At 66.1% G+C, this 20251-nt stretch carries 19 protein-coding genes; 9 read left to right on the top strand and 10 right to left on the bottom strand.

Annotation, left to right across the window (positions count from 1 at the left end):
* Positions 1-106 precede the first annotated feature (106 nt).
* Complete coding sequence (locus tag NA5_RS26990; RefSeq protein WP_062990911.1) at positions 107-1081, top strand: helix-turn-helix transcriptional regulator; 975 nt, start codon at positions 107-109, stop codon at positions 1079-1081.
* Between the two features lie 104 nt (positions 1082-1185).
* On the opposite strand, the gene NA5_RS26985 is transcribed toward NA5_RS26990, so the two are convergent.
* The 3 genes from NA5_RS26985 to NA5_RS26975 all read right to left on the bottom strand — a co-directional run bounded on the left by NA5_RS26985 (position 1186) and on the right by NA5_RS26975 (position 6117).
* Positions 1186-1716 carry a DUF8020 domain-containing protein gene (locus tag NA5_RS26985; protein WP_062990909.1) on the bottom strand — a complete coding sequence of 177 codons (531 nt, stop codon included), beginning with the start codon at positions 1714-1716 and terminating at the stop codon, positions 1186-1188.
* 172 nt (positions 1717-1888) lie between these two features.
* Positions 1889-5497: a cobaltochelatase subunit CobN gene (gene cobN, locus NA5_RS26980; RefSeq protein ID WP_062990907.1), complete on the bottom strand. Its 3609-nt coding sequence runs from the start codon at positions 5495-5497 to the stop codon at positions 1889-1891.
* A 179-nt stretch (positions 5498-5676) separates the two neighbouring features.
* Positions 5677-6117, bottom strand: coding sequence for a nuclear transport factor 2 family protein (locus NA5_RS26975; RefSeq protein ID WP_062990905.1), 441 nt, complete (start codon positions 6115-6117; stop codon positions 5677-5679).
* A gap of 292 nt (positions 6118-6409) precedes the next feature.
* Here NA5_RS26975 and cobG point away from each other — a divergent pair, with 292 nt between their 5' ends.
* Complete coding sequence (gene cobG, locus NA5_RS26970; protein ID WP_062990903.1) at positions 6410-7612, top strand: precorrin-3B synthase; 1203 nt, start codon at positions 6410-6412, stop codon at positions 7610-7612.
* 145 nt (positions 7613-7757) lie between these two features.
* Here the strand turns inward: cobG and ddaH are convergent, their stop codons facing one another.
* Positions 7758-8630: a dimethylargininase gene (ddaH, locus tag NA5_RS26965; RefSeq protein WP_245672416.1), complete on the bottom strand. Its 873-nt coding sequence runs from the start codon at positions 8628-8630 to the stop codon at positions 7758-7760.
* Positions 8631-8767: 137 nt separating this feature from the next.
* Between ddaH and NA5_RS26960 the strand changes: the two genes are divergently transcribed.
* The 5 genes from NA5_RS26960 (at position 8768) to NA5_RS26940 (ending at position 12800) form a co-directional block, all read left to right on the top strand.
* Positions 8768-9205: an Lrp/AsnC family transcriptional regulator gene (locus tag NA5_RS26960; RefSeq protein WP_062990899.1), complete on the top strand. Its 438-nt coding sequence runs from the start codon at positions 8768-8770 to the stop codon at positions 9203-9205.
* A 106-nt stretch (positions 9206-9311) separates the two neighbouring features.
* Positions 9312-9935 (top strand): precorrin-8X methylmutase, encoded by a 624-nt coding sequence (locus tag NA5_RS26955; RefSeq protein WP_062990898.1) that lies wholly within the window; start codon positions 9312-9314, stop codon positions 9933-9935.
* Positions 9932-11524 (top strand): precorrin-3B C(17)-methyltransferase, encoded by a 1593-nt coding sequence (gene cobJ / locus NA5_RS26950; protein WP_062990896.1) that lies wholly within the window; start codon positions 9932-9934, stop codon positions 11522-11524. Before NA5_RS26955 ends, cobJ begins: the two co-directional genes overlap by 4 nt.
* Positions 11525-11542: 18 nt before the next feature.
* The gene (locus NA5_RS26945) at positions 11543-12097 is read left to right on the top strand and encodes a dihydrofolate reductase family protein (protein ID WP_062990894.1); all 555 of its coding nucleotides are present in this window, start codon (positions 11543-11545) and stop codon (positions 12095-12097) included.
* 172 nt (positions 12098-12269) lie between these two features.
* Positions 12270-12800 carry a PadR family transcriptional regulator gene (locus NA5_RS26940; RefSeq protein ID WP_062990892.1) on the top strand — a complete coding sequence of 177 codons (531 nt, stop codon included), beginning with the start codon at positions 12270-12272 and terminating at the stop codon, positions 12798-12800.
* A gap of 42 nt (positions 12801-12842) precedes the next feature.
* On the opposite strand, the gene NA5_RS26935 is transcribed toward NA5_RS26940, so the two are convergent.
* The 5 genes from NA5_RS26935 to NA5_RS26915 all read right to left on the bottom strand — a co-directional run bounded on the left by NA5_RS26935 (position 12843) and on the right by NA5_RS26915 (position 16812).
* Positions 12843-13592, bottom strand: a complete 750-nt coding sequence (locus NA5_RS26935) for a cobalt-precorrin-6A reductase (protein WP_062990993.1) — start codon at positions 13590-13592, stop codon at positions 12843-12845.
* Positions 13589-14161 carry a DUF8020 domain-containing protein gene (locus tag NA5_RS26930; RefSeq protein WP_062990890.1) on the bottom strand — a complete coding sequence of 191 codons (573 nt, stop codon included), beginning with the start codon at positions 14159-14161 and terminating at the stop codon, positions 13589-13591. The genes NA5_RS26935 and NA5_RS26930 overlap by 4 nt, the downstream gene beginning before the upstream one ends.
* Positions 14162-14250: 89 nt before the next feature.
* Positions 14251-15510 (bottom strand): bifunctional cobalt-precorrin-7 (C(5))-methyltransferase/cobalt-precorrin-6B (C(15))-methyltransferase, encoded by a 1260-nt coding sequence (locus NA5_RS26925; RefSeq protein WP_062990991.1) that lies wholly within the window; start codon positions 15508-15510, stop codon positions 14251-14253.
* Complete coding sequence (gene dprE2, locus NA5_RS26920; protein WP_062990989.1) at positions 15489-16244, bottom strand: decaprenylphospho-beta-D-erythro-pentofuranosid-2-ulose 2-reductase; 756 nt, start codon at positions 16242-16244, stop codon at positions 15489-15491. The genes NA5_RS26925 and dprE2 overlap by 22 nt, the downstream gene beginning before the upstream one ends.
* Positions 16245-16287: 43 nt before the next feature.
* Positions 16288-16812 carry a hypothetical protein gene (locus NA5_RS26915; RefSeq protein WP_062990888.1) on the bottom strand — a complete coding sequence of 175 codons (525 nt, stop codon included), beginning with the start codon at positions 16810-16812 and terminating at the stop codon, positions 16288-16290.
* Between the two features lie 137 nt (positions 16813-16949).
* Between NA5_RS26915 and NA5_RS26910 the strand changes: the two genes are divergently transcribed.
* Positions 16950-17360 carry a PPOX class F420-dependent oxidoreductase gene (locus tag NA5_RS26910; RefSeq protein WP_062990886.1) on the top strand — a complete coding sequence of 137 codons (411 nt, stop codon included), beginning with the start codon at positions 16950-16952 and terminating at the stop codon, positions 17358-17360.
* A 602-nt stretch (positions 17361-17962) separates the two neighbouring features.
* On the opposite strand, the gene NA5_RS26905 is transcribed toward NA5_RS26910, so the two are convergent.
* Entirely contained in the window at positions 17963-19090 is a 1128-nt protein-coding gene (locus NA5_RS26905; RefSeq protein WP_062990884.1) for a M24 family metallopeptidase, read from the bottom strand.
* Positions 19091-19179: 89 nt separating this feature from the next.
* Here NA5_RS26905 and NA5_RS26900 point away from each other — a divergent pair, with 89 nt between their 5' ends.
* Positions 19180-20151, top strand: a complete 972-nt coding sequence (locus tag NA5_RS26900) for a 5'-3' exonuclease (protein WP_062990882.1) — start codon at positions 19180-19182, stop codon at positions 20149-20151.
* Positions 20152-20251: the final 100 nt, after the last annotated feature.

Genomic DNA, 20251 nt, shown 5'->3' with positions numbered 1-20251 from the left:
CCTCACGCGTATCGGGTCCGTCGACGGCCGTCGTCGGCGGACCCGGTATTTGTTTGTTTCGCGAACGCGGAAGGCTTTGTTCCGCGATTGCTGGGATCATCGAACAATGTTGGAGACTTCGGCGCGGTTGTTGCGGTTGTTGTCGTTGCTGCAGATGCATAGGGATTGGACCGGGCCCGCGTTGGCTGAGCGGCTAGGGGTTTCGACGCGCACGATTCGTACGGATATCGAGCGCTTGCGCAGGCTCGGGTATCCGGTGGATGCGACGCCGGGGGTGACGGGTGGGTATCGGTTGGGGGCCGGGTCTTCGCTGCCGCCATTGCTTTTGGATGACGAAGAGGCCGTCGCGGTGGCGGTCGGGCTGACGACCGCGGCCAACGGGGCGGTGACCGGGATCGAGGAGACCTCGGTGCGTGCGCTGGCCAAGCTGGAGCAGGTGCTGCCGTCGCGGCTGCGGCACCGGGTGCGGGCGCTGACGGCCGCCACCGTGCATGTGCCGCATCCGGGTCAGTCGAATGTGGACGCGGGAGTGCTCACCGCCGTCGCCACAGCGATTCGGGCCAGCGAGCGGCTGCGGTTCGACTACGAAACCCATTCGGACGCGATCGAACAACGACCGCCGCAGCGGCGCGAGGTGGAACCGCATCGGCTCGCGCATTGGAACGGGCGCTGGTATCTGGTGGCGTGGGACGTGGCGCGCGCGGACTGGCGCACCTTCCGGGTCGACCGGATGACGCCGCGGACACCGAACGGTGCGCGCTTCACCCCGCGCAGCGTTCCGGAAACCGAAGTGGCCGAACGGATACAGCGCGGCGTCGGTGCGGCGACATGGCGCTACCGGGCCAGGGTGCGGGTTGCGGCCCCGGCTACCGCTGTGCGTACGCGGCTGCCCGCCGCCGTCACGATCGAATCCGATGGTCCGGATCACTGTGTGATCCAAGTGGGTTCGGACACGCCGCATATGTTGACGTTGTATCTCGGACTGCTCGATGCCGATTTCGAAGTCCTGGACGCACCCGAACTCGCCGCACACCTCCGCGCGACTGCCGAACGGTTTCGTAAAGCGGCGGGCGAGAATTGAAATGTCCTGAAATACGGTGAGCGGCAACCCCGGTCGGGCCGATAATTCGAAAGCCCGGCCGGGAGTACCCGTTCGAGGGTTGGCCAAACAGCTCGATTACCTCATTACTGATTGGCGCCCGCGATACCGCCGATGATTCCGCCGATGACACATCCGGGCAGGAATCCGACGATAAAGAACAGCAGCCCGATCAGCGCGCCGACGGCGCATCCGATCAACACACCCGCGACGGTGGTGCCCGCATCACCGATGAACTGCAGCGGGGCCGATTGCGGTGCGGGAGCGTTGACCGGCGTCAATGTCAATGTCGTTGCCGCGGCATCGACTTCGGGCGTGACCTGCACCACCTGACCTGCCACCGTCTGCAGTGTGGTCGGCACGGTGGCGACCACGGAACCGTCGGGCGCGAGCACCGTGATGCCAGCATCGGGCGTCAGAACGAACTTACCCGAGGCCAGCGTGATGGTGGCATCGGAGCGGTCCGTCGCCACCGCCGCGGTGTATTGGATGCCGTGATCCACACCGTTGAGAACTGTTTCCGACGATACTTCGGGCGAGCCGTAGGCGGTGGCCGCGGTGATACCTGTCGCGGCGACGGTCAAAACCGTTGTGGCTACCAACTTTTTGATCTTCATAATGATTTCCAATCATCCAGCCGATTCGATAGATGTTCCCGAGAAACGGACATCGGACATCAATCATCATGCGCCCTCGGCACACTCGGCGTCGCGGAAATCAGAAAATCGAATTATGTTGCAAGATCAAATAATTGGAAATACCCAAGGAACTGGGGTATTGATTTTTCGGCTATTCCAGTTCGCCCTCTGTCTCGAGGTAGATCTGCCGCAACCGGTCCAGTGTTGCCTGCTCCGGATGTTGCCACAACTCCCGTTGCGCTGCCTCCAGCAGCCGCTCGGCAATGCCGTGCAGCGCCCACGGGTTGGACTGCTCCATGAACTTGCGGTTCACGTCATCGAAAATGTAACTCTCCGCGAGCTTTTCGTACATCCAGTCGGCCACCACGTTGGCGGTGGCGTCGTAGCCGAACAGATAGTCGACGGTCGCGGCCATCTCGAAGGCACCCTTGTAGCCGTGGCGGCGCATCGCCTCGAGCCAGCGCGGATTCACCACTCGGGCACGGAAGACGCGCGAGGTCTCCTCCGAGAGCGTGCGGGTGCGCACGGCGTCGGGGCGGGTGCTGTCGCCGATGTAGGCCTCGGGATTCTTGCCGGTCAGCGCGCGCACGGTGGCGACCATGCCGCCGTGGTACTGGAAGTAGTCGTCGGAGTCGGCGATATCGTGTTCGCGGGTGTCGGTGTTCTTGGCGGCTACCGTGATCCGTCGATACGCGGTGCGCATATCGTCGGCGGCGGGTGCGCCGTCGAGGTCGCGACCATAGGCGAAGCCGCCCCACGCGGTGTATACCTGCGCGAGGTCGTCGTCGGTGCGCCAGCTCTTGGAGTCGATCAATTGCAGCAGTCCCGCGCCGTAGGTGCCGGGTTTCGAGCCGAAGATGCGGGTGGTGGCGCGACGTTTGTCGCCGTGTTCGGCCAGGTCGTTCTGGGCGTGGGCGCGAACGTAATTCGACTCGGCGGGCTCGTCGAGATCGGCGACCAGCCGGACCGCGTCATCGAGCAGTGCGAGCACATGCGGGAAGGCGTCACGGAAGAAGCCGCTGATGCGGACCGTGACGTCGATGCGCGGGCGGCCCAGTTCCGCGAGCGATATCACCTCCAGGGTGGTGACGCGGCGGCTCGCCTCATCCCAGACCGGGCGAACACCCAGCAGCGCAAGGACTTCCGCGATGTCGTCGCCGGAGGTGCGCATGGCGGAAGTGCCCCACACCGACAGCCCGACCGAGCGCGGATATTCACCGTGATCGGCCTTGTACCGATCGAGCAGAGAATCCGCCATCGCCTGCCCGGTTTCCCAGGCCAGTCGGGACGGAACCGCTTTCGGGTCGACCGAGTAGAAATTCCGACCGGTCGGCAGCACATTGATCAGGCCGCGCAATGGAGATCCGCTCGGCCCAGCCGGGATGAAACCACCGTTGAGCGCGTGCAGGATCCGGTCGATCTCGATGCCGGTCTTGCGCAGGCGGGGCACGACTTCGGTCGCCGCGAAGCGCAGCACTGTTCGCACGGCGGCGAACGTCGGCTCGGCCTCGGATGCGTGCAGTGCGTCGACAATTCCGTCGACAGCGTCCACGGACCAGTCGGCAGCTTGCAGTGCGGCGAGCAACTCACGCGCCTGGGCCTCCACCGCATCGACGCGTTCGCGCACCTCGGTACCGGATTCGTTCAGCCCCAAGGCTTCCCGCAGACCCGGCACATTCCGCTCACCACCCCACAGCTGACGAGCGCGCAGCATGGCGAGAACCAAGTCGAGTTCGGTCTCCCCCGCAGGCGCCTGCCCGAGAACGTGCAGACCGTCGCGGATCTGCACATCCTTGATCTCGCACAGCCAGCCGTCGACATGCAGCAGCATATCGTCGAAGACATCCTCGTCGGGGCGTTCGGCCAGGCCGAGGTCGTGGTCCATTTTCGCCGCACGCATGAGCGTCCAGATCTGCTGGCGGATGGCGGGCAGTTTGGCCGGGTCGAGGGTGGAGATATTGGCGTGTTCGTCGAGCAACTGCTCCAAACGCGAGATATCACCGTAGCTTTCGGCGCGGGCCATGGGCGGGATGAGGTGATCGACGAGGGTGGCGTGCGCACGGCGCTTGGCCTGGGTGCCCTCGCCCGGGTCGTTGACCAGGAATGGATAGATCAGCGGCAGCTCACCGAGGGCGGCGTCGGTGCCGCAGGAGGCGGACATGCCGAGGGTCTTGCCGGGCAGCCATTCCAGATTGCCGTGCTTGCCGAGGTGCACCATGGCGTCGGCGGCGAATCCGTCCGGCGCGGCGATCCAGCGATAGGCGGCGAGGTAGTGATGGCTGGGCGGCAGATCCGGGTCGTGGTAGATGGCGACCGGGTTCTCGCCGAAGCCGCGCGGCGGCTGCACCATCAGCACGATATTGCCGAAACGCAATGCGGCGATGACGATTTCGCCCTTCGGGTCGGCGGATCGGTCGACATAGAGTTCGCCGGGCGGCGGTCCCCATGCCTCGATCACTGCTTCGCGCAGATCCTCGGGCAGGGTATCGAACCAGCGGGTGTACTGATCGGCGCCGATGCGGATCGGGTTGCCTTCGAGCTGTTCGGCGGTGAGCCAGTCCGGATCCTGACCGCCCGCGGCGATCAACGCGTGGATCAGCGCGTCTCCGTCGCGTTCGGCGAGGCCAGGGACCTCGCCTTCGTCGCCGAGATCGTAACCGGCCGAGCGCATCTCGGTCAGCAGCCGGATCGCGCTGGCGGGTGTGTCCAAGCCGACGGCATTGCCGATACGGGCATGCTTTGTCGGGTAGGCCGACATCATGATGGCGATGCGGCGCCGGTCGGCCGGGATGTGGCGCAGCCGCGCGTGCCGGACCGCGATACCGGCGACCCGGGCCGCGCGCTCGGGATCGGGCACGTAGGTGGACAGTCCGTCAGCGTCGAATTCCTTGAAGGAGAACGGAACCGTGATAATGCGGCCGTCGAATTCCGGGACGGCGACCTGAGTGGCGACGTCCAGTGGGGAAAGTCCATCATCGTTGGCCTCCCATTGGGCGCGGCCGCTGGTGAGGCACAGGCCCTGCAGGATCGGCACATCGAGTTCGGCGAGCGCGGCGACATCCCAGGCCTCGTCGTCGCCACCGGCCGATGCGTTGGCGGGCTTGGTGCCGCCCGCCGCGAGCACGGTTACCACCAGTGCGTCTGCGGTGCGCAAGGTGTCGAGGAGTTCCGGTTCGGCGGTGCGCAGCGAGGCGCAGTACAACGGCAGAGCTTTCGCGCCCGCGTTTTCGATTGCCGTGCACAAGGCATCGATGTAGGCGGTGTTTCCGGCGAGATGCTGTGCGCGGTAATAGATTACGGCCACTGTCGGCAGTTGCTCGGCCGTTGTGCTCGACGAGCGCTCCAACTCACCCCAACTCGGCAGCTGCACCGGCGGTTCGAAGCCGTGGCCGGTGAGCAGCACCGTATCCGAGAGGAAGTTGTGCAGTTGACGGAGGTTTTCCGCACCACCGGCGGCGAGGTAGTTGTGCGCGTCGGCGGCCACACCACCGGGCACCGTCGAGCATTCCATCAGCTCAGCGTCGGGGGCGACCTCACCGCCGAGCGCCACCATCGGCACACCGCTGGCGCGCACAGCGGCGAGCCCGTCCTCCCAGGCGCGCTTGCCACCGAGGATCCGCACGATCACCAGATCGATGCCGTCGAGCAGTGCGGGCAGGTCGTCGACCAACAGCCGAGCCGGATTTCCCCACCGGTATTCCGCACCGCTCGCACGGGCGCTCAATAGATCGGTGTCGGACGTCGACAGCAGCAAAATCACAGGTGGCAGCCTTCCTCGGGGTGACGCGCCCATCGGTAACGGTGCTCGCCGGAGAGGGTCTGGCTTTCGACAGTGGCGCGACCGCACCGGAGTTCCACCGGTTTCCTCATCGCCCGCCGAGCAACCCAGATGCTAGCCCGCCACCCCACGCCACTTGCCGACAGGTAAGTGCCCCGCGGTCAGGTCAGGTCGGCGTTTCCGTCGATCACCTTGAGGTGGTAGTGGAATTTGTCGACACGCCAGCCCGCGGCGGTGCGTTCGGCCCCGATGCTGTAGCTGCCGACGAAGGTGCGCGTCTTGCCTTGGGACGCATCGTTCTTCACGTGCACCGCGATGGCGTCGGCGTGGACTTCGGCGTGCTCGCCCTGCAGATCGACCAGGTAGTTGCCCGACTGATGATGGACACCGTCGAGGTCGGCGAGGCCCGTGCGCCAATCGCCGACGATATCGGCCGCGGGTCGCACCGCCACCTCGCCACCGAAGCCACCATCGAAGTCGACTTTCGGCGTGAATACCTCCGCGAGCAGGTCATCCCAGCGCTTCTGATCGGTGTAGACGAACATCCTGGTGACGACGTCGATGATGGCGAGTCGGTCGGCAACGGTGGAGATTTCACTCATTCCGCCAACCTTAGTGGCGGGCGGTGGTCTACGCCGACCGGTCGGTCGCCATCGACCGGACGCTCCCGCGCGTTCGTGCGAGGCAGCGTCTGATTCGCGGCCGGGGCCGTCGGCCGCCAAGTCGGGCCACCATCGCCGGATTCACGGCCCGGCGCTCACGCCGACCAAGCATCACTGCCATCGACGATCACGCATCACCGCCATCAACAGTTGCGCGGCCCGGCATTGACGGCGGTCATGCGTCGCAGGTGCCGCCGGTTGGGGGCCAGGTGCGTCGTAGGCTGGACAGGTCATGACGCGTACGAATGCTGATTCCTGCCCCGGTGTGCTGCGGCTGCATCAGGCGGCCGATGGGCCGTTGGCTCGAATTCGGCTGCCCGGTGGGCGGCTGGAGCCTGGGCAGTTGCAGGTTCTGGCCGAGGCGGCCGCCGAGCTCGGCGATGGGAATATCGAGCTGACCTCGCGGGGCAATGTGCAGTTGCGGCAGGTGCGTGATGCGGCCGCGCTGAGTGAGCGGTTGGCGGGTGCCGGGCTGTTGCCGAGCGATACGCATGAGCGGGTGCGCAATATTGTCGCCTCGCCGCTGTCGGGTCGGATCGGCGGCTTGGCGGACGCACATGCGCTCGTTCCGGCGCTCGACGCGGGTTTGCGCGCCGCACCGCGGTTGGCCGAATTGCCCGGGCGCGTGCTGTTCACCCTCGACGACGGTCGCGGCGACATCAGCGGCCTCGGTGGTGATATCGGCGTACACGCCACGGACACAGCCGAATTCGCGCTCGTGCTGGCCGGTGGTGATTCCGGCATCCGCGTATCCGCGGCCGACGCGGTCCAAGTAATGCTGGCCGCCGCGCACGCCTTCCTCGATCTCGCAGCGGGTCAATGGCGATTGCGCGAAGTCGCCGACGGTGTGCGGCGAGTGATCGATATCCTCGGCCTGGCCCCCGGCCCGGAACGCCTGGAATTCGGTGCCTCCCATGACATTCCGATCGGCTGGCTCGACCAGGACAATGGTCTGGTCAGCCTGGGCGCGGCCGTTCGCCTCGGGTCCCTGCCCGCCCGCATCGCCGAGTTCATCGCAGCCGTCGAACGCCCCATCTTCATCACCCCATGGCGCAGCCTGGTAATCACCGATCTAGACGAATGGCCCGCCGAACAGGTCGTCCGCGTACTCGCCCCCATGGGCTTGATCTTCGACGCCAACTCCCCCTGGCTCCAGGTCAGCGCCTGCGCGGGACGGCCCGGCTGCGCGAAGGCGCTCACCGATGTACGCGCGGACGCGACGGCCGCCGTCGAATCCGGTCGCGTACTGCCGCCCACCGAACCGAGCGATACCAGCGGCGCAGCAGATCTCGGCGCGACCATCGAAGTGCACAGCGCCGACGATGTCACGGTCGCAGGTCGTCAGCACTGGTCCGGCTGCGAACGCCGCTGCGGCCGCCCCCGCGGCCCGGTCACCGACATCGTCGCCACCGAAAACGGTTACCGCATCGGTTGACGTCTGCGCAGCGGTCACAGGCGACCGTGTTGCGCCGCCGTCCGCAAACCGACGCCGTCTTGGTTTGCTACCGGATGAACTCCACGCCGCGAGCGACCGATCAGGAACATGGCGCACCAACCTCCCGTTCCGACGACCAACGCGCTTACGAAGCAACAGCGGTCGGCGCACTCCGCGGATCATCGTGGATCTCCAAGGTGCAGCACTTCACCCCACCACCGGCCTTCAACAACTCCGACAGATCGACGCCCACTGGGTTGTAATCCTGCGCACGCAACTCCGAAGCCAGATTGTCGGCCCGACTGCTGATGAAAACATTCAGCCCATCGGAAACGCCGTTTAGCCCGAGAACCACGGCATCGGCATCGGTGGCGAGGATGGCGTCCGGATAGAGCTCGGCCAGTTTCGCCTGACTCGCGGCACTGAACGCGGGCGCGAAATACGCCACATTCGTGTCATCGAGGACCATCAGCGCCGTATCCAGGTGATAGAAGCGCGGATCGACCAGTTCGAGTGAAACCACCGGCAGATCGAAGTATCGCTGCACCTCACGGTGCGCGGCAATCGAACTCCGGAATCCGGTCGCGGCCAGCATGCGCTCACCGACGAGCAGGAAATCACCTTCGCCCTCATTGATTTCCTGCGCCCCGACCAACTCCACCAGCCCCTGCTGCGCGAACCAGCGATGATACGCCGGACCCTCATCGGCCCGCTCGGCATGGGTGAACCGCGCAGACATCGCCCGATCGCCCACGATCAGGCCACTATTCGCGGCGAAAACCATATCGGGCAGTCCGGGCTCGCCCGGCACCACATCGATGCGATGGCCGTAGTGCTCGAATGTGGCACGCAGCGTCTCCCATTGCGACAGCGCCAGCGCGCGATCGACCGGTTCCTGGGGATTCATCCACGGATTGATCGAGTAGCAGACGTCGAAGTGATCCGGACGGCACATCACGAACCGGCGTGGCGATGGCTGCCGCCCGGGCTCGAATCGGAGGGTGGCTACAGAGGTCAACGTGTCTCCCGGAGGTAGGCGCGGATCATTCGCTGACACGAAGGTAATTCGCCTAGTATTGCGCCAGAAACAACGATTCATTGCGCATGAGTGACCAGATACAGAGAATCATTGCGCCGATTGAGAGTGGGTGTGGCGTGGATGACATCGACCGGCAGATCCTGGCGCATCTGCTCAAATCTGCACGCGCCTCGTTCCAGGAGATCGGCGCGAAGGTCGGATTGTCCGCGCCCGCAGTGAAGCGACGCGTCGACAAGATGGTCGCCAGCCGCCAGATCACCGGCTTCACCGCACTGGTCAACCCCGCCGCACTCGGCTGGACCACTGAGGCCTACGTCGAGGTCTACTACCGCGACAACATCACTCCCACCGAACTCCGCCGCAGCCTCGAACCGATCCCCCAGGTAGTCGGCGTCTGGACCATCGCAGGCGAAGCCGACGCCCTGGTCCACGTCATGGCCACCGACATGGCCGAAATCGAATCCACCGTAGAACGCATCCGCGAGAACACCCGAGTAGGCCGGACCCGCAGCTCCATAGTCATGTCCCGAATCCTCGAACGCCCCAGAACCTGACCCGCCGAGAATGCATTCAGGCAGGCGCTCTCTCGATGTTTGCCGCCATCCCCGCATTCTCGACCCGCGCCGAGGGTGGGGAGGGAGGGCTCATATGGTTTAGGGCATGTCCGTTTATGTCACTGATGGGGCCGAGATTTATCGGCGGTCGTTTGCGATGATTCGGGCGGAGGCGGATCTGGGTCGGTTCCCGCTGGATGTGGCGCAGGTTGTGGTGCGGATGATTCATGGGTGTGGGCAGGTGGATCTGGCGGGGGAGGTGGCATTTTCGGACGGGGTGGTGGCGGCGGCGCGGGATGCGCTGCGTGCGGGGGCTCCTATTCTCTGTGATGCGCAGATGGTTGCTTCCGGGGTGACGCGCAAGCGGTTGCCTGCCGACAATGACGTGATCTGCACGCTCGGCGATCCGCGGGTGCCGGAAATGGCTGCGGCAATGGGCAATACGCGGTCGGCGGCGGCGCTGGAGTTATGGCGTGATCGGCTCGAGGGCGCGGTGGTCGCCATCGGGAACGCACCGACCGCGCTGTTCCATCTGCTCGACATGATCGAGGCGGGTGCGCCGCGACCTGCCGCCATCCTCGGTATTCCGGTCGGCTTCGTCGGCGCCGCCGAATCCAAGGACGCGCTGATCGAATTCGGCGGGGTCGAATATCTGACGGTGCGTGGGCGGCGCGGTGGCAGCGCCATTACCGCGTCGGCACTGAATGCGATTGCGAGCGAACAGGAATGAGCAACGGCAAGTTGTGGGGCGTCGGACTCGGCCCCGGTGATCCGGAGCTGGTGACGGTGAAGGCGGCGCGGGTGATCGCCGAGGCCGATGTCATCGCCTTCCACAGCGCACGCCACGGCCGCAGCATCTCGCGCGGCATCGCCGCACCGTACATGCACGCGGGCCAACTCGAAGAACACCTGATCTACCCGGTGACCACCGAGACGACCGACCATCCCGGCGGCTATCAGGGCGCCATCGACGAGTTCTACGAACAGGCCGCCGAACGCCTGGCAACCCATCTGGCGGCGGGCCGGTCCGTCGCGCTGCTCGCCGCGGGCGACCCGCTGTTCTACAGCTCGTACATGCATATGCACCGCCGATTGGCCGACCGGTTCGAGGCCGAGATCATCCCCGGCATCACCTCGGTGAGCGCGGCCTCGGCCGCCCTCGGTACACCGCTCGTCGAGGGCGAGCAGGTGCTCACCGTCCTACCGGGCACCATGCCAACCGACGAACTCACCCGCCGCCTCCGCGATACCGACGCGGCCGCCATCATGAAGCTCGGTCGCACCTATCCCGGTGTGCGCCAAGCCCTCTCGGATTCCGGTCGCCTCGCCGACGCCTACTACGTCGAACGCGCGAGCAGTACCCGTGAGCGTGTGCTCCCCGCCGACGATGTCGATGACGCGGACGTCCCGTACTTCGCGATCACCCTCGTCCCTGGGCCCCAACCGACAACCACGCTCCCCCTCGCGAATTCGTCGAAAAACCAGCAGTCCGCCGTCGACACGACAACCACCCCGATCCCGAACGCCGGGTCGAATGCCAGTGGAGAGTCCGCGGTGGACCACACACTCGTCTCCCCCGGCGAAGTCGTAGTCGTCGGGCTAGGCCCCGGCTCGCCCGACTGGACGACACCCGAGGTCGAACGCGCACTCGCCGAGGCCACTGATCTGGTCGGCTACACGACCTACATCAACCGGGTGCCGTCGCATCCGGGGCAGCGCAGGCATGCCAGCGACAACCGGGTGGAATCCGAACGTGCCGCCATGGCATTGGATCTCGCGAAGCACGGCGCCAAGGTGGTTGTCGTCTCCTCCGGTGATCCCGGGGTTTTCGCGATGGCGGCCGCGGTTCTCGAGGAATCCGCCGATCCGCAGTGGCAAGGGGTGCCGGTGCGGGTACTGCCCGGACTCACCGCGGCCAATGCCGTGGCCAGCCGGGTCGGCGCGCCGCTCGGCCACGACTACGCGATGATTTCGCTCTCGGACCGGCTCAAGCCGTGGGACATTGTCGCGCAACGGCTTTCGGCGGTCGCCGCGGCCGATATGGCGATCGCGATCTACAACCCGGCGTCCAGCCAGCGCACCTGGCAGGTTGCGGCGATGCGTGACGTGCTGCTCGAACATCGCAAGCCCGACACCCCCGTGGTATTCGGTCGTGATGTCGGCGGACCCACCGAATCCGTCCGTGTGGTGACCCTCGCCGAATTGGATCCGGCCGAGGTCGATATGCGCACGCTGCTGATCATCGGCGCCTCCACCACCGCGGTAATCGAGTCCGAGCAGGGCGCCAGGGTTTACACTTCGCGCCGCTACCAGCGTTGAATCCGGAAAGGCAACCAGATGCGCAAGCTCAAACTCCAGGTCCAGGCCACCATCGACGGCTACATGTCCGGCCCGAACGGCGAGATGGACTGGATGACATTCCCGTGGTCCGATGACCTCGCCGCCCGCATCTCCGCCATCACCGCCGAATTCGACACCATCGTGCTCGGCCGCAAACTCGCCGAGGGCTTCATTCCGCACTGGGCCTCCAAGCCCGAACACGAGCCCCAGGTGGCCATCGACAAGATGAACAACACGCCCAAGGTCGTGATCTCCAACAGTCTGACCGAATCGCCCTGGGAGAACACCGTCGTCGCGGGCGGCGACCTCGTCGAGACCATCGACAACCTCAAGGCCCTGCCGGGTGGCGACATCATCGCCTACGGCGGCGCCACCCTCGTCGCGAATCTAATCGCCGAGGGCCTCATCGACGACCTGCACCTGTTCGTCAACCCGACCGCGATCGGAGCGGGCCTGCCGGTCTTCCGCGGCACCGCCCGACTCGACCTCGTCGCCGCCACCGGATTCGAATGCGGAGTTACCGAGCTGCACTATCGACCGAAGAGCGCCTGACCGCAGCTTCGTCGGGGATGCCGATCGGCATCCCGCGACGTGGATTCGTTTCCGCGCTGATCAACTCACCACCAGGCAACGCGCCGGTCAGAATGCGTTCCTCGACCTCGCGATAGGCGAGTCCGGCGTATAACATTCCACTATGGAACGTTGACAGGGAAGGAGCAGTCGGTTGGCGAACACCTCGACACAACGCAAATCGCTGAATTCCACGGCGGCCTCGCTGCTCGGATTTCTGCACGACGGTCCGATGTCGGGCTGGGATCTGGTGACCCAGGCCCAGGATCGGATCGGCGACTTCTGGACCATTACCCAAAGCCAGGTCTACCGGGAACTGGCCGCCATGGACGCGTCCGGACTCGTCGAAAAGGGTGAGACCGGGGCGCGTGAGCGCACACCATATCAGATCACCGACGCCGGTCGCGAAGCGTTCCTCGAATGGATCGCCCGCGATCCGGGCGCGGAGACCATTCGGGTGCCGCTACTGTTGACCCTGTCCTTCGGCAAGCACGTCGATCCCGATCATCTCGATCGAATCATCGCCGCCAACAAGGCAATTCACCAGCAGCGCCTCGATCGCTACCTCACCGACGACCACACCGACATGTCCCCGTTTCAACGCGCCACGCTCGAATTCGGCATCGGCTACGAGCGCACCGTACTCGCCTGGTTCGACCGCCTGCCGGAAATTCTCGGCCGCTGACCACAGCTCGGATGCAGACCCGAACCGACGACGCCCGGTCGACTACGAATCGCCGGATGCGATATCCCGCAACCACTTCCACGCTTCGGCAACGGATTCGACGACTTCCGCGCCCAGCGGCAGCACCGGACGATCGACAACGACCACGGGAAGGCCCGCCGAGCGAGCGGCGTCGAGCTTGGCGGCGGTTTGATCGCCGCCGCTGTCCTTGGTGACCAGCACGTCGATCCGGTGCCGCGCTAGCAGACGCTGCTCATCCGCGGGCGAGAAAGGTCCACGCGCGAGGATCAATTCGTGGTGCGGCGGTAGCGCGCCGGTGGGCGGATCGATGGCACGGATCAGAAACCACTGCTGCGTCAGGCCCGCGAAGGCGGCGACACCTTGGCGGCCGATCGTCAGGAAGACGCGCTCCCCCAGCTCCGAAACCTCCTGCGCGGCCGCGTCGAGATCGGGCACCCGGATCCACCGATCGCCCGGCTGTTCGGACCATCCCGGCCGCCGCACATGCAGTAGCGGTAGACCGAGATCCGTTGCGGCACCGGCCGCATTCGCACTCATCGTGCCCGCGAACGGATGTGTGGCATCGATGACGACCGTTATCTCGTTATCCGCCAACCACTTCCGCAGACCTTCGATGCCCCCGAAACCGCCGATCCGAACCGGCCCCTCCGGCAGCAGCGGGTCGCGAACACGACCGGCGAGCGAGGAGACGACATCGAATCCTCGCTCGCCGGAAGCGATATGGGCGATTTCCCTGGCTTCCCGGGTGCCGCCCAGAATCAGCGTTTTCAGGGCTGCCCACTGAAGTAGGCGATGCCCGCATTGATCAGGTTCGGACCGCCAGCGATGAGCAGGCCGATCAGCGCACCAACGGGCAGACCGATGCCGAAGAAGAAGAATCCGATGATGCCGCCGATCAGCGCGCCGAGCGAGGCGCGCTGCAGTTCGCTGAAGAACCACTCCTGCGAGGAGATCGCCTCGGCACTGAGTGCGGCGGTCGGCTCGACCTCCGGTGTCAGCGTCAGCTGTTGCCCCGCGGCGTCGATGGTGGCCGCGATCGGGATCAACTGGTCACCAACCTGTGCCTTCAGTGGAATCGAGGTGACGACCGCGCCTTCGGCGTTCTGTACGGTGACGTACTTCTGGTCGGCATCCAGACTGAACGCGCCGCCGGTGACAGCCGCGACGATCGACTTGTCGACCAGTTGCACCGCGTAGTTCAGACCGTCGCCCGCACCATGCACGGCGGACGCGGTCCGGTTCTGCACGGCCGGAGCGGGTGCCGCGCCGGACGTACCCGCCGCAATAACGGTGGCGGCAACGGCCATCATCGCGGTGGCGGCGAACTTCTTGTACTTCATAAATCTCCCCAAGAGGACAGGGATCCGGCGGTTACGGCCGGATCTCGGGCACCGACCCTACCGCCGGTTGCACCCGCGAAGCGCGATTTTCAGACAGAGCCGCATTTCACAACAGCCAACTGGGTGACCGGCAATTGCGGCCGCCAAGTGGTGAATTTGCCGAGCGCTTCGGCCCGGTAAATCTGAAACTTCCGCAGTTCACCGCCGTGTGTGGCAGCCCAACTCAGTAGCAGTGCTTCGGATTCCGCCGTCACGGCATTCGCCACCAATCGGCCGCCCTGGCGTAGATGCGACCAGCATGTCTCGAGCACGCCATCCTGGGTGAGCCCGCCACCGATAAATATTGCGTCCGGAGGCGCCGATTCGGTAGATTTTCCGATGTCGGTGCGTATCTCTCCGAACACATCGATGTATGGAACACCAAGGGCGGCGGCGTTGTCGGCGATCTGCCGCCGCCGGTGTTCGAGCCGCTCGAAGCTGACCGCCCGGCAGCTCGGATGTGTGCGGCACCATTCGATCGCGATACTGCCCGAACCCCCGCCGACATCCCACAGCAATTCCCCGGGCGCGGGTGCAAGCGCGGCCAGTGTCAATGCCCGGACCTCGGATTTGGTGAGTTGACCGTCACCGCCGAAGAGTTCATCCGGCAGTCCGGGTACGCGGGTCGCGCGCAGGTGTTTCGGATCGGCGACGCAGTCGATCGCGACGATATTGAGTGGATCACCGGCCGCACGGTCCCACCTGGCCGCGCGATCGCGCACGACCCGTTCGCCCGGGCCGCCCAACTGCGCCAGCACCGTCAACGTCGACTCCCCGAAACCATTGTCCCGCAACAGTTCCGCGAGCCGTCCCGGGGTGTGCTCGTCCGCGCTGAGCACCAGCACCCGCCGCCGGTCCGCCAACTCGGGCAACACCGTCTCCACCGGCCGCCCCACCGCACTCACCACCGGAGTTTCCGCCAACGCCCACCCCAGCCGGGCACATGCCAACGATGCCGAGGATGCCTGCGGAAATACCCGCAGGTGCTCCGCCCCGAACAGCCGCGCCAATGTCACCCCGATGCCGTAGAACATCGGATCTCCGCTGGCCAGCACGCATATCTGCCGACCGGTGCCGTCGGCGAACAATCCGGGCAGTGCGGGCACCAAGGGCGAAGGCCACTCCCGCCGCGCCACCGTAATGTCGCGCGGAATCAGTTCGAGTTGCCGCGTCGACCCGAATACCAGCTCGGCCTGCGAGATCGCTTCGCGTGCGGCCTCGCCGAGCCCGCCCCACCCGTCGGCGCCGATACCGACTACGACGATCGGCGGCCCACTCCAAGCTGCCGTCACCGCGGCATCCGACGCCAGATGGATTGGGGCAGTAGGCGGATCGCGAAGATGACCGGACGCAGAATGCCGGGAACCCAGACCCGACCGGCACCGCGACGCAAACCGCGCACGACCGCCTCCGCCACCTGGTCCGGGGTGCTGGACATCGGGGCCGGGTCCATACCCTCGGTCATCCGGCCGATGACGAACCCGCAACGCAGCAACAGCAGGTGAACACCGCTGCCGTGCAACGCATCCGCGAGACCGCTGGCGAATCCGTCGAGGCCCGCCTTCGCCGAACCATAGACATAGTTGGCCCGCCGCACCCGCGCGCCCGCGAACGAACTGAATACGACGAGCTGGCCGCTGCCCTGTGCGCGAAGCAGATTCGCGAGAATGGTGAGCACGCTGACCTGCGCTACGTAATCGGTGTGCACCACCGCGATCGCATGGGCCGGATCACGTTCGGCCCGCGCCTGGTCCCCGATCACTCCGAATGCGACCACCGCGACCCCGATGCCCCCGTATTCGGCCGCGATTTTCTCCAGCAGCGCGGGATGACTCGCCGTATCGTCCGCATCGAACTCGACGGAATGCACTGCCGTCGCCCCGGCCTCCGCAACCGCCGCACTCTCCCGCGTCAACTCTGCGCTGCGCCGGGCCGCGAGGATCACCACTCGCCCCGGCGCCAGCCGCCGCGCCACCTCGAGCCCGATCTCACTGCGGCCCCCGAGTACCAGCACCGGGCCTTCGGCAATTCCACGCGATCCCATGCCGCCAGTCTTTCATCCCGCCCCGATATGCCGATCCGCCAGGTCAGACGATCTCGAGCTGGTAGGAGGCCTCGACCCAGAAGCCACCCGGCTCGTATTCCCCGCCGAAGGTGAGGATGTAGTCGCCGCGAATCAGGTCGTCGAGCCTGCACCAGAGTCCCCAGGCGGTCGCCTTGAAACGGCCGGTCACCGGGAATGGGCCCCCAGCTGCCGCGTTGATGGGGAATGCGGCGCGGTTGGTCACCTCCAGCAGCGGCAAATCGACGCCGTTGAGCTCGGCGTGACCGCTCGCCGTCGGTACTACCGGCGGCCTACTGCCGAATTGGAAAAACGATCTTTCGACCTTCTGGAACATATTGAAGGCGGGGAAGAAGATCGGGCGACCGTATGGCACCGAACAGCTTCGACCGACCTTGCCGCCGAATGTTCCGGCGAGGAACCAGACATCGTCGGGCTGACCTTCGGCCGCGCAGGCTCCGGTCTCGTCGCAGACCGGATTCTTGGCGATCGGAATCGACATGGCCCACTGCCACCATCGGGCGGCCAACTGGACATCCGTGCTCTGCATCCCTGAACCCCTCGATTGTCGATCTCGCGGTCAGAATATCCGAGCACCCCGCCACATATTGAACGAACCAGTCGGTACTGGAAGCCGACTCGGTATGTGCTGGAGACGGGCGGTCCGCCTACCGCTACGGTCATGGAATGCCGACCAGCACCGCACAGCTGTCCACCGCCGCACTCGAATTCGTCGCCGAGCGCCACCTCGCGACCTTGACCACCCTGCGCGCCGATGGCACGCCCCATGTGGTCGCGGTGGGTTTCACCTGGGATCCGGAAGCCGGGATCGCCCGGGTGATCACCAACGACGGCTCGGTCAAGGTGCGCAATGTGCGGCGCTCCGGTTACGCGGCGGTGAGCCAGGTGGACGGGATCCGTTGGATCACCTTGGAAGGCCCGGCCACCGTGCTCGACGATCCGGAGAACGTCGCAGAGGCTGTCGACCGATACGCGGGCCGCTACCGAGTCCCCCGCGAGAACCCGACCCGCGTCGTCATCGCCATCCAAGTCCAGCGCGTCCTCTCCAGCAGCACCCTCGCCCATACCCCTGCCTGAACCCACCGCCAAGCCCGCCTGGCAAGTCGTTCCACCCCAAGGCATTTCGCCGTCCCACGGCTTATAGCAGCGCATGCGAGCAGCAGACCCATCGAGCGGGGAACCTCATTCACGTCCGCGGCCCACGCACCACCTGCTAGCGGGCCAGACCCGTCCAGTCAGGGAGCGTCTTCACCCTCCCGAATTCGCGGGGTCCGGCTGCGGCAACTCGACAACCATCCATCGGCGGCTCCCCAGCGACGCATCGCATCTGCGCGCTCTGCCCTGGCCGTCTCACGGCCTCGCCGACTATCCCGCCCCCCGGTTCATCGACTCACCGCACACCGCAAGGCAACCGCCCCTGGCCAGCGCCGCTCAGAGCACTCAACAATAGGACGGCCGCGATTGGCAATTCCCTCCCAACGCATCGCATCTCAGCGCTGTTGCCGGACCGACCCCGCAGCTCAGCAAAATGTCACACCAGGCCGCCGCTGCTACATCAACTCACGGCCACCCCAGCAGCGCACTCTGCACCCAGCTCGCAGTCTCATCAGCCCCACGCCGCGACGGACATACAGCCACCAAGACGCGCCGCACGCCGGTGCATTCCCAAGGATCTCAGCTCAGAGCACTGTCAACCCGTGCGGCCGCTGGTTCATCGACTCGCAGCCGTTCTCGGTCACCACCACGATGTCCTCGATGCGTGCGCCCCAATCACCGCGGAAGTAGATCCCGGGTTCGATGCTGAAGGCCATACCGGGTTCCAGGACCAGGCTGTTTCCTTCGACGATATAGGGCTCCTCATGGACCGAGAGGCCGATGCCGTGGCCGGTGCGGTGGACGAAGGCGGCACCGAAACCGGCTTCGGTCAACAGGTTTCGGGCGGCCGCATCAACGGATTCGGCGGTGACACCGGGACGGACGGCGGCGACCGCGGCGGCTTGGGCGCGCTCCAGTTCCCCGAATTGCGCGGCAACGGTGGGCTTGGGTTCACCGAGGACGTAGGTGCGGGTCGAGTCCGAGTAGTAGCCGGGATCGACCGGACCGCCGATATCGATCACCACCACATCTCCGGCTTCGATGCGACGGTCGGAGACGCCGTGATGCGGGTCGGCACCGTGTGGTCCACTGCCGACGATGACGAAGGCCGCCTCGGTATGTCCCTCCTCGACGATGGCCGCCGCGATATCCGCGCCGACCTCGGCCTCGGTCCGCCCGACCCGCAGGAATTCCGCCATCCGCGCATGCACCCGATCGATGGCCGCGCCCGCGCGGCGCAGTGCCTCGATTTCGGCCTGGTCCTTGATCATTCGCAGTTCCCGCAACACCGGCGTCGCCGAAGTGGGCAGGCCGCTGACGGATTCGGCCAGCGGCAGCAGATGCAATGCGGGCATGACATCGGTCACCGCGACCCGGGAGCCGACGTGCAGCGACGACTTCACGAGCTGGTACGGATCGACGCCGTCGACCCAATCCAGCACCTGCAGCCCGAGCTCACCGACGGCCGAACTCTCCAGCGAGGCCAGTTCGAGCTTCGGAATCACCACCGACGGGGTGGCGCCATCGGCCGTGATCACCAGACAGGTCAGTCGCTCGAAGGACTCCGCCGCCGAGCCGATGAGATAGCGCAGGTCCGGCCCAGGCGTAATCAATAGTGCGTCCAGATGAGCGGCGCGCATCAACTGCACCGCCCGTTCGAGTCGATCACCGTAGACATCCGCCGCGAATCGGGACTCCGTGTGCGAGCTCATACCGCCCGACGTTACCCGCCACCGCCATCGACCCGAATGCGAATACCGATCACCCGGGATTGTCGTTGCGGACAGGTAGCCTCAGCGGCGTGAACACTGCGACTTCCGGCGGGCCCCTGCTCTTGCTCGATGGCGCGAGCCTGTGGTTCCGCGCGTTCCACGCGATTCCGGAGAAGATCACCGCACCCGACGGCCGATCGGTGAACGCGCTGCGCGGCTTCACCGATATGGTCGCCTCGCTCATCACCAAGCACAAGCCGAGCCGGTTGGTCGTCTGCCTGGACCTCGAATGGCGCCCCGCATTCCGAGTAGCGCTGGTGCCGACCTACAAGACCCACCGTCTCGACACCGCCGCCGACGCGGCACCCGGCGCCGAGGACGTGCTGGACACCCTGACCCCGCAGGTCGAGATGATCCTCGACGTGCTCGCCGCGGCGGGCATCGCCACCGGCGGCGCGGCCGGACTCGAGGCCGACGACGTGCTCGGCACCCTCGCCACCCGTGAGCGCACCGATCCGGTGGTGGTCGTCAGCGGCGACCGCGACCTGCTTCAACTGGTCCGCGACACTCCGGCGCCGCCGGTGCGCGTGCTCTACGCCGGTCGCGGCCTTGCCAAGGCCGAATTGTTCGGCCCCGCCGAGGTTTCCGCGAAATATGGTGTGCCAGTGGAGAATGCGGGCCCGGCCTACGCGGATATGGCGACCCTGCGCGGCGACTCCTCCGACGGCCTGCCCGGCGTCGCCGGTATCGGGGAGAAGTCCGCCGCGATGCTCATCTCCCGCTTCGGCTCGCTCGACGCGCTCACCGCGGCCGTCGACGACCCCGCCGCCGACCTGGCCCAGGGCATTCGCGCCAAACTCCGCGCCGCCGAGACCTATCTGAAGGCCGCCGCCCCGGTCACCCGCGTGGTCTGCGACGCCGATGTGGAACTGTCCCGCCCCGACCCGCTCCCCACGACTCCCGCCGACCCGGACCGGCTCCGTGAACTGGCCGTCACCTACAACGCGGAAAGCCCCATCACCCGCCTGATCACGGCACTGACCGCAGCACACTCGGCGTAACCGCGCACCGGTGATCACGGGGCCCCGCAGCCCCAGAAATGGCCTCGCATAGCCAGTGACGACCTCGCAGAGGTTGCAGGCTGTGCGAGGCCCTCACTAC

It is taken from the genome of Nocardia anaemiae NBRC 100462 (assembly GCF_001612725.1).
Taxonomy (GTDB): domain Bacteria; phylum Actinomycetota; class Actinomycetes; order Mycobacteriales; family Mycobacteriaceae; genus Nocardia; species Nocardia anaemiae.
The sequence above is the reverse complement of the archived record's forward strand: the minus strand, read 5'-3'. Positions and strand labels throughout refer to the sequence as shown.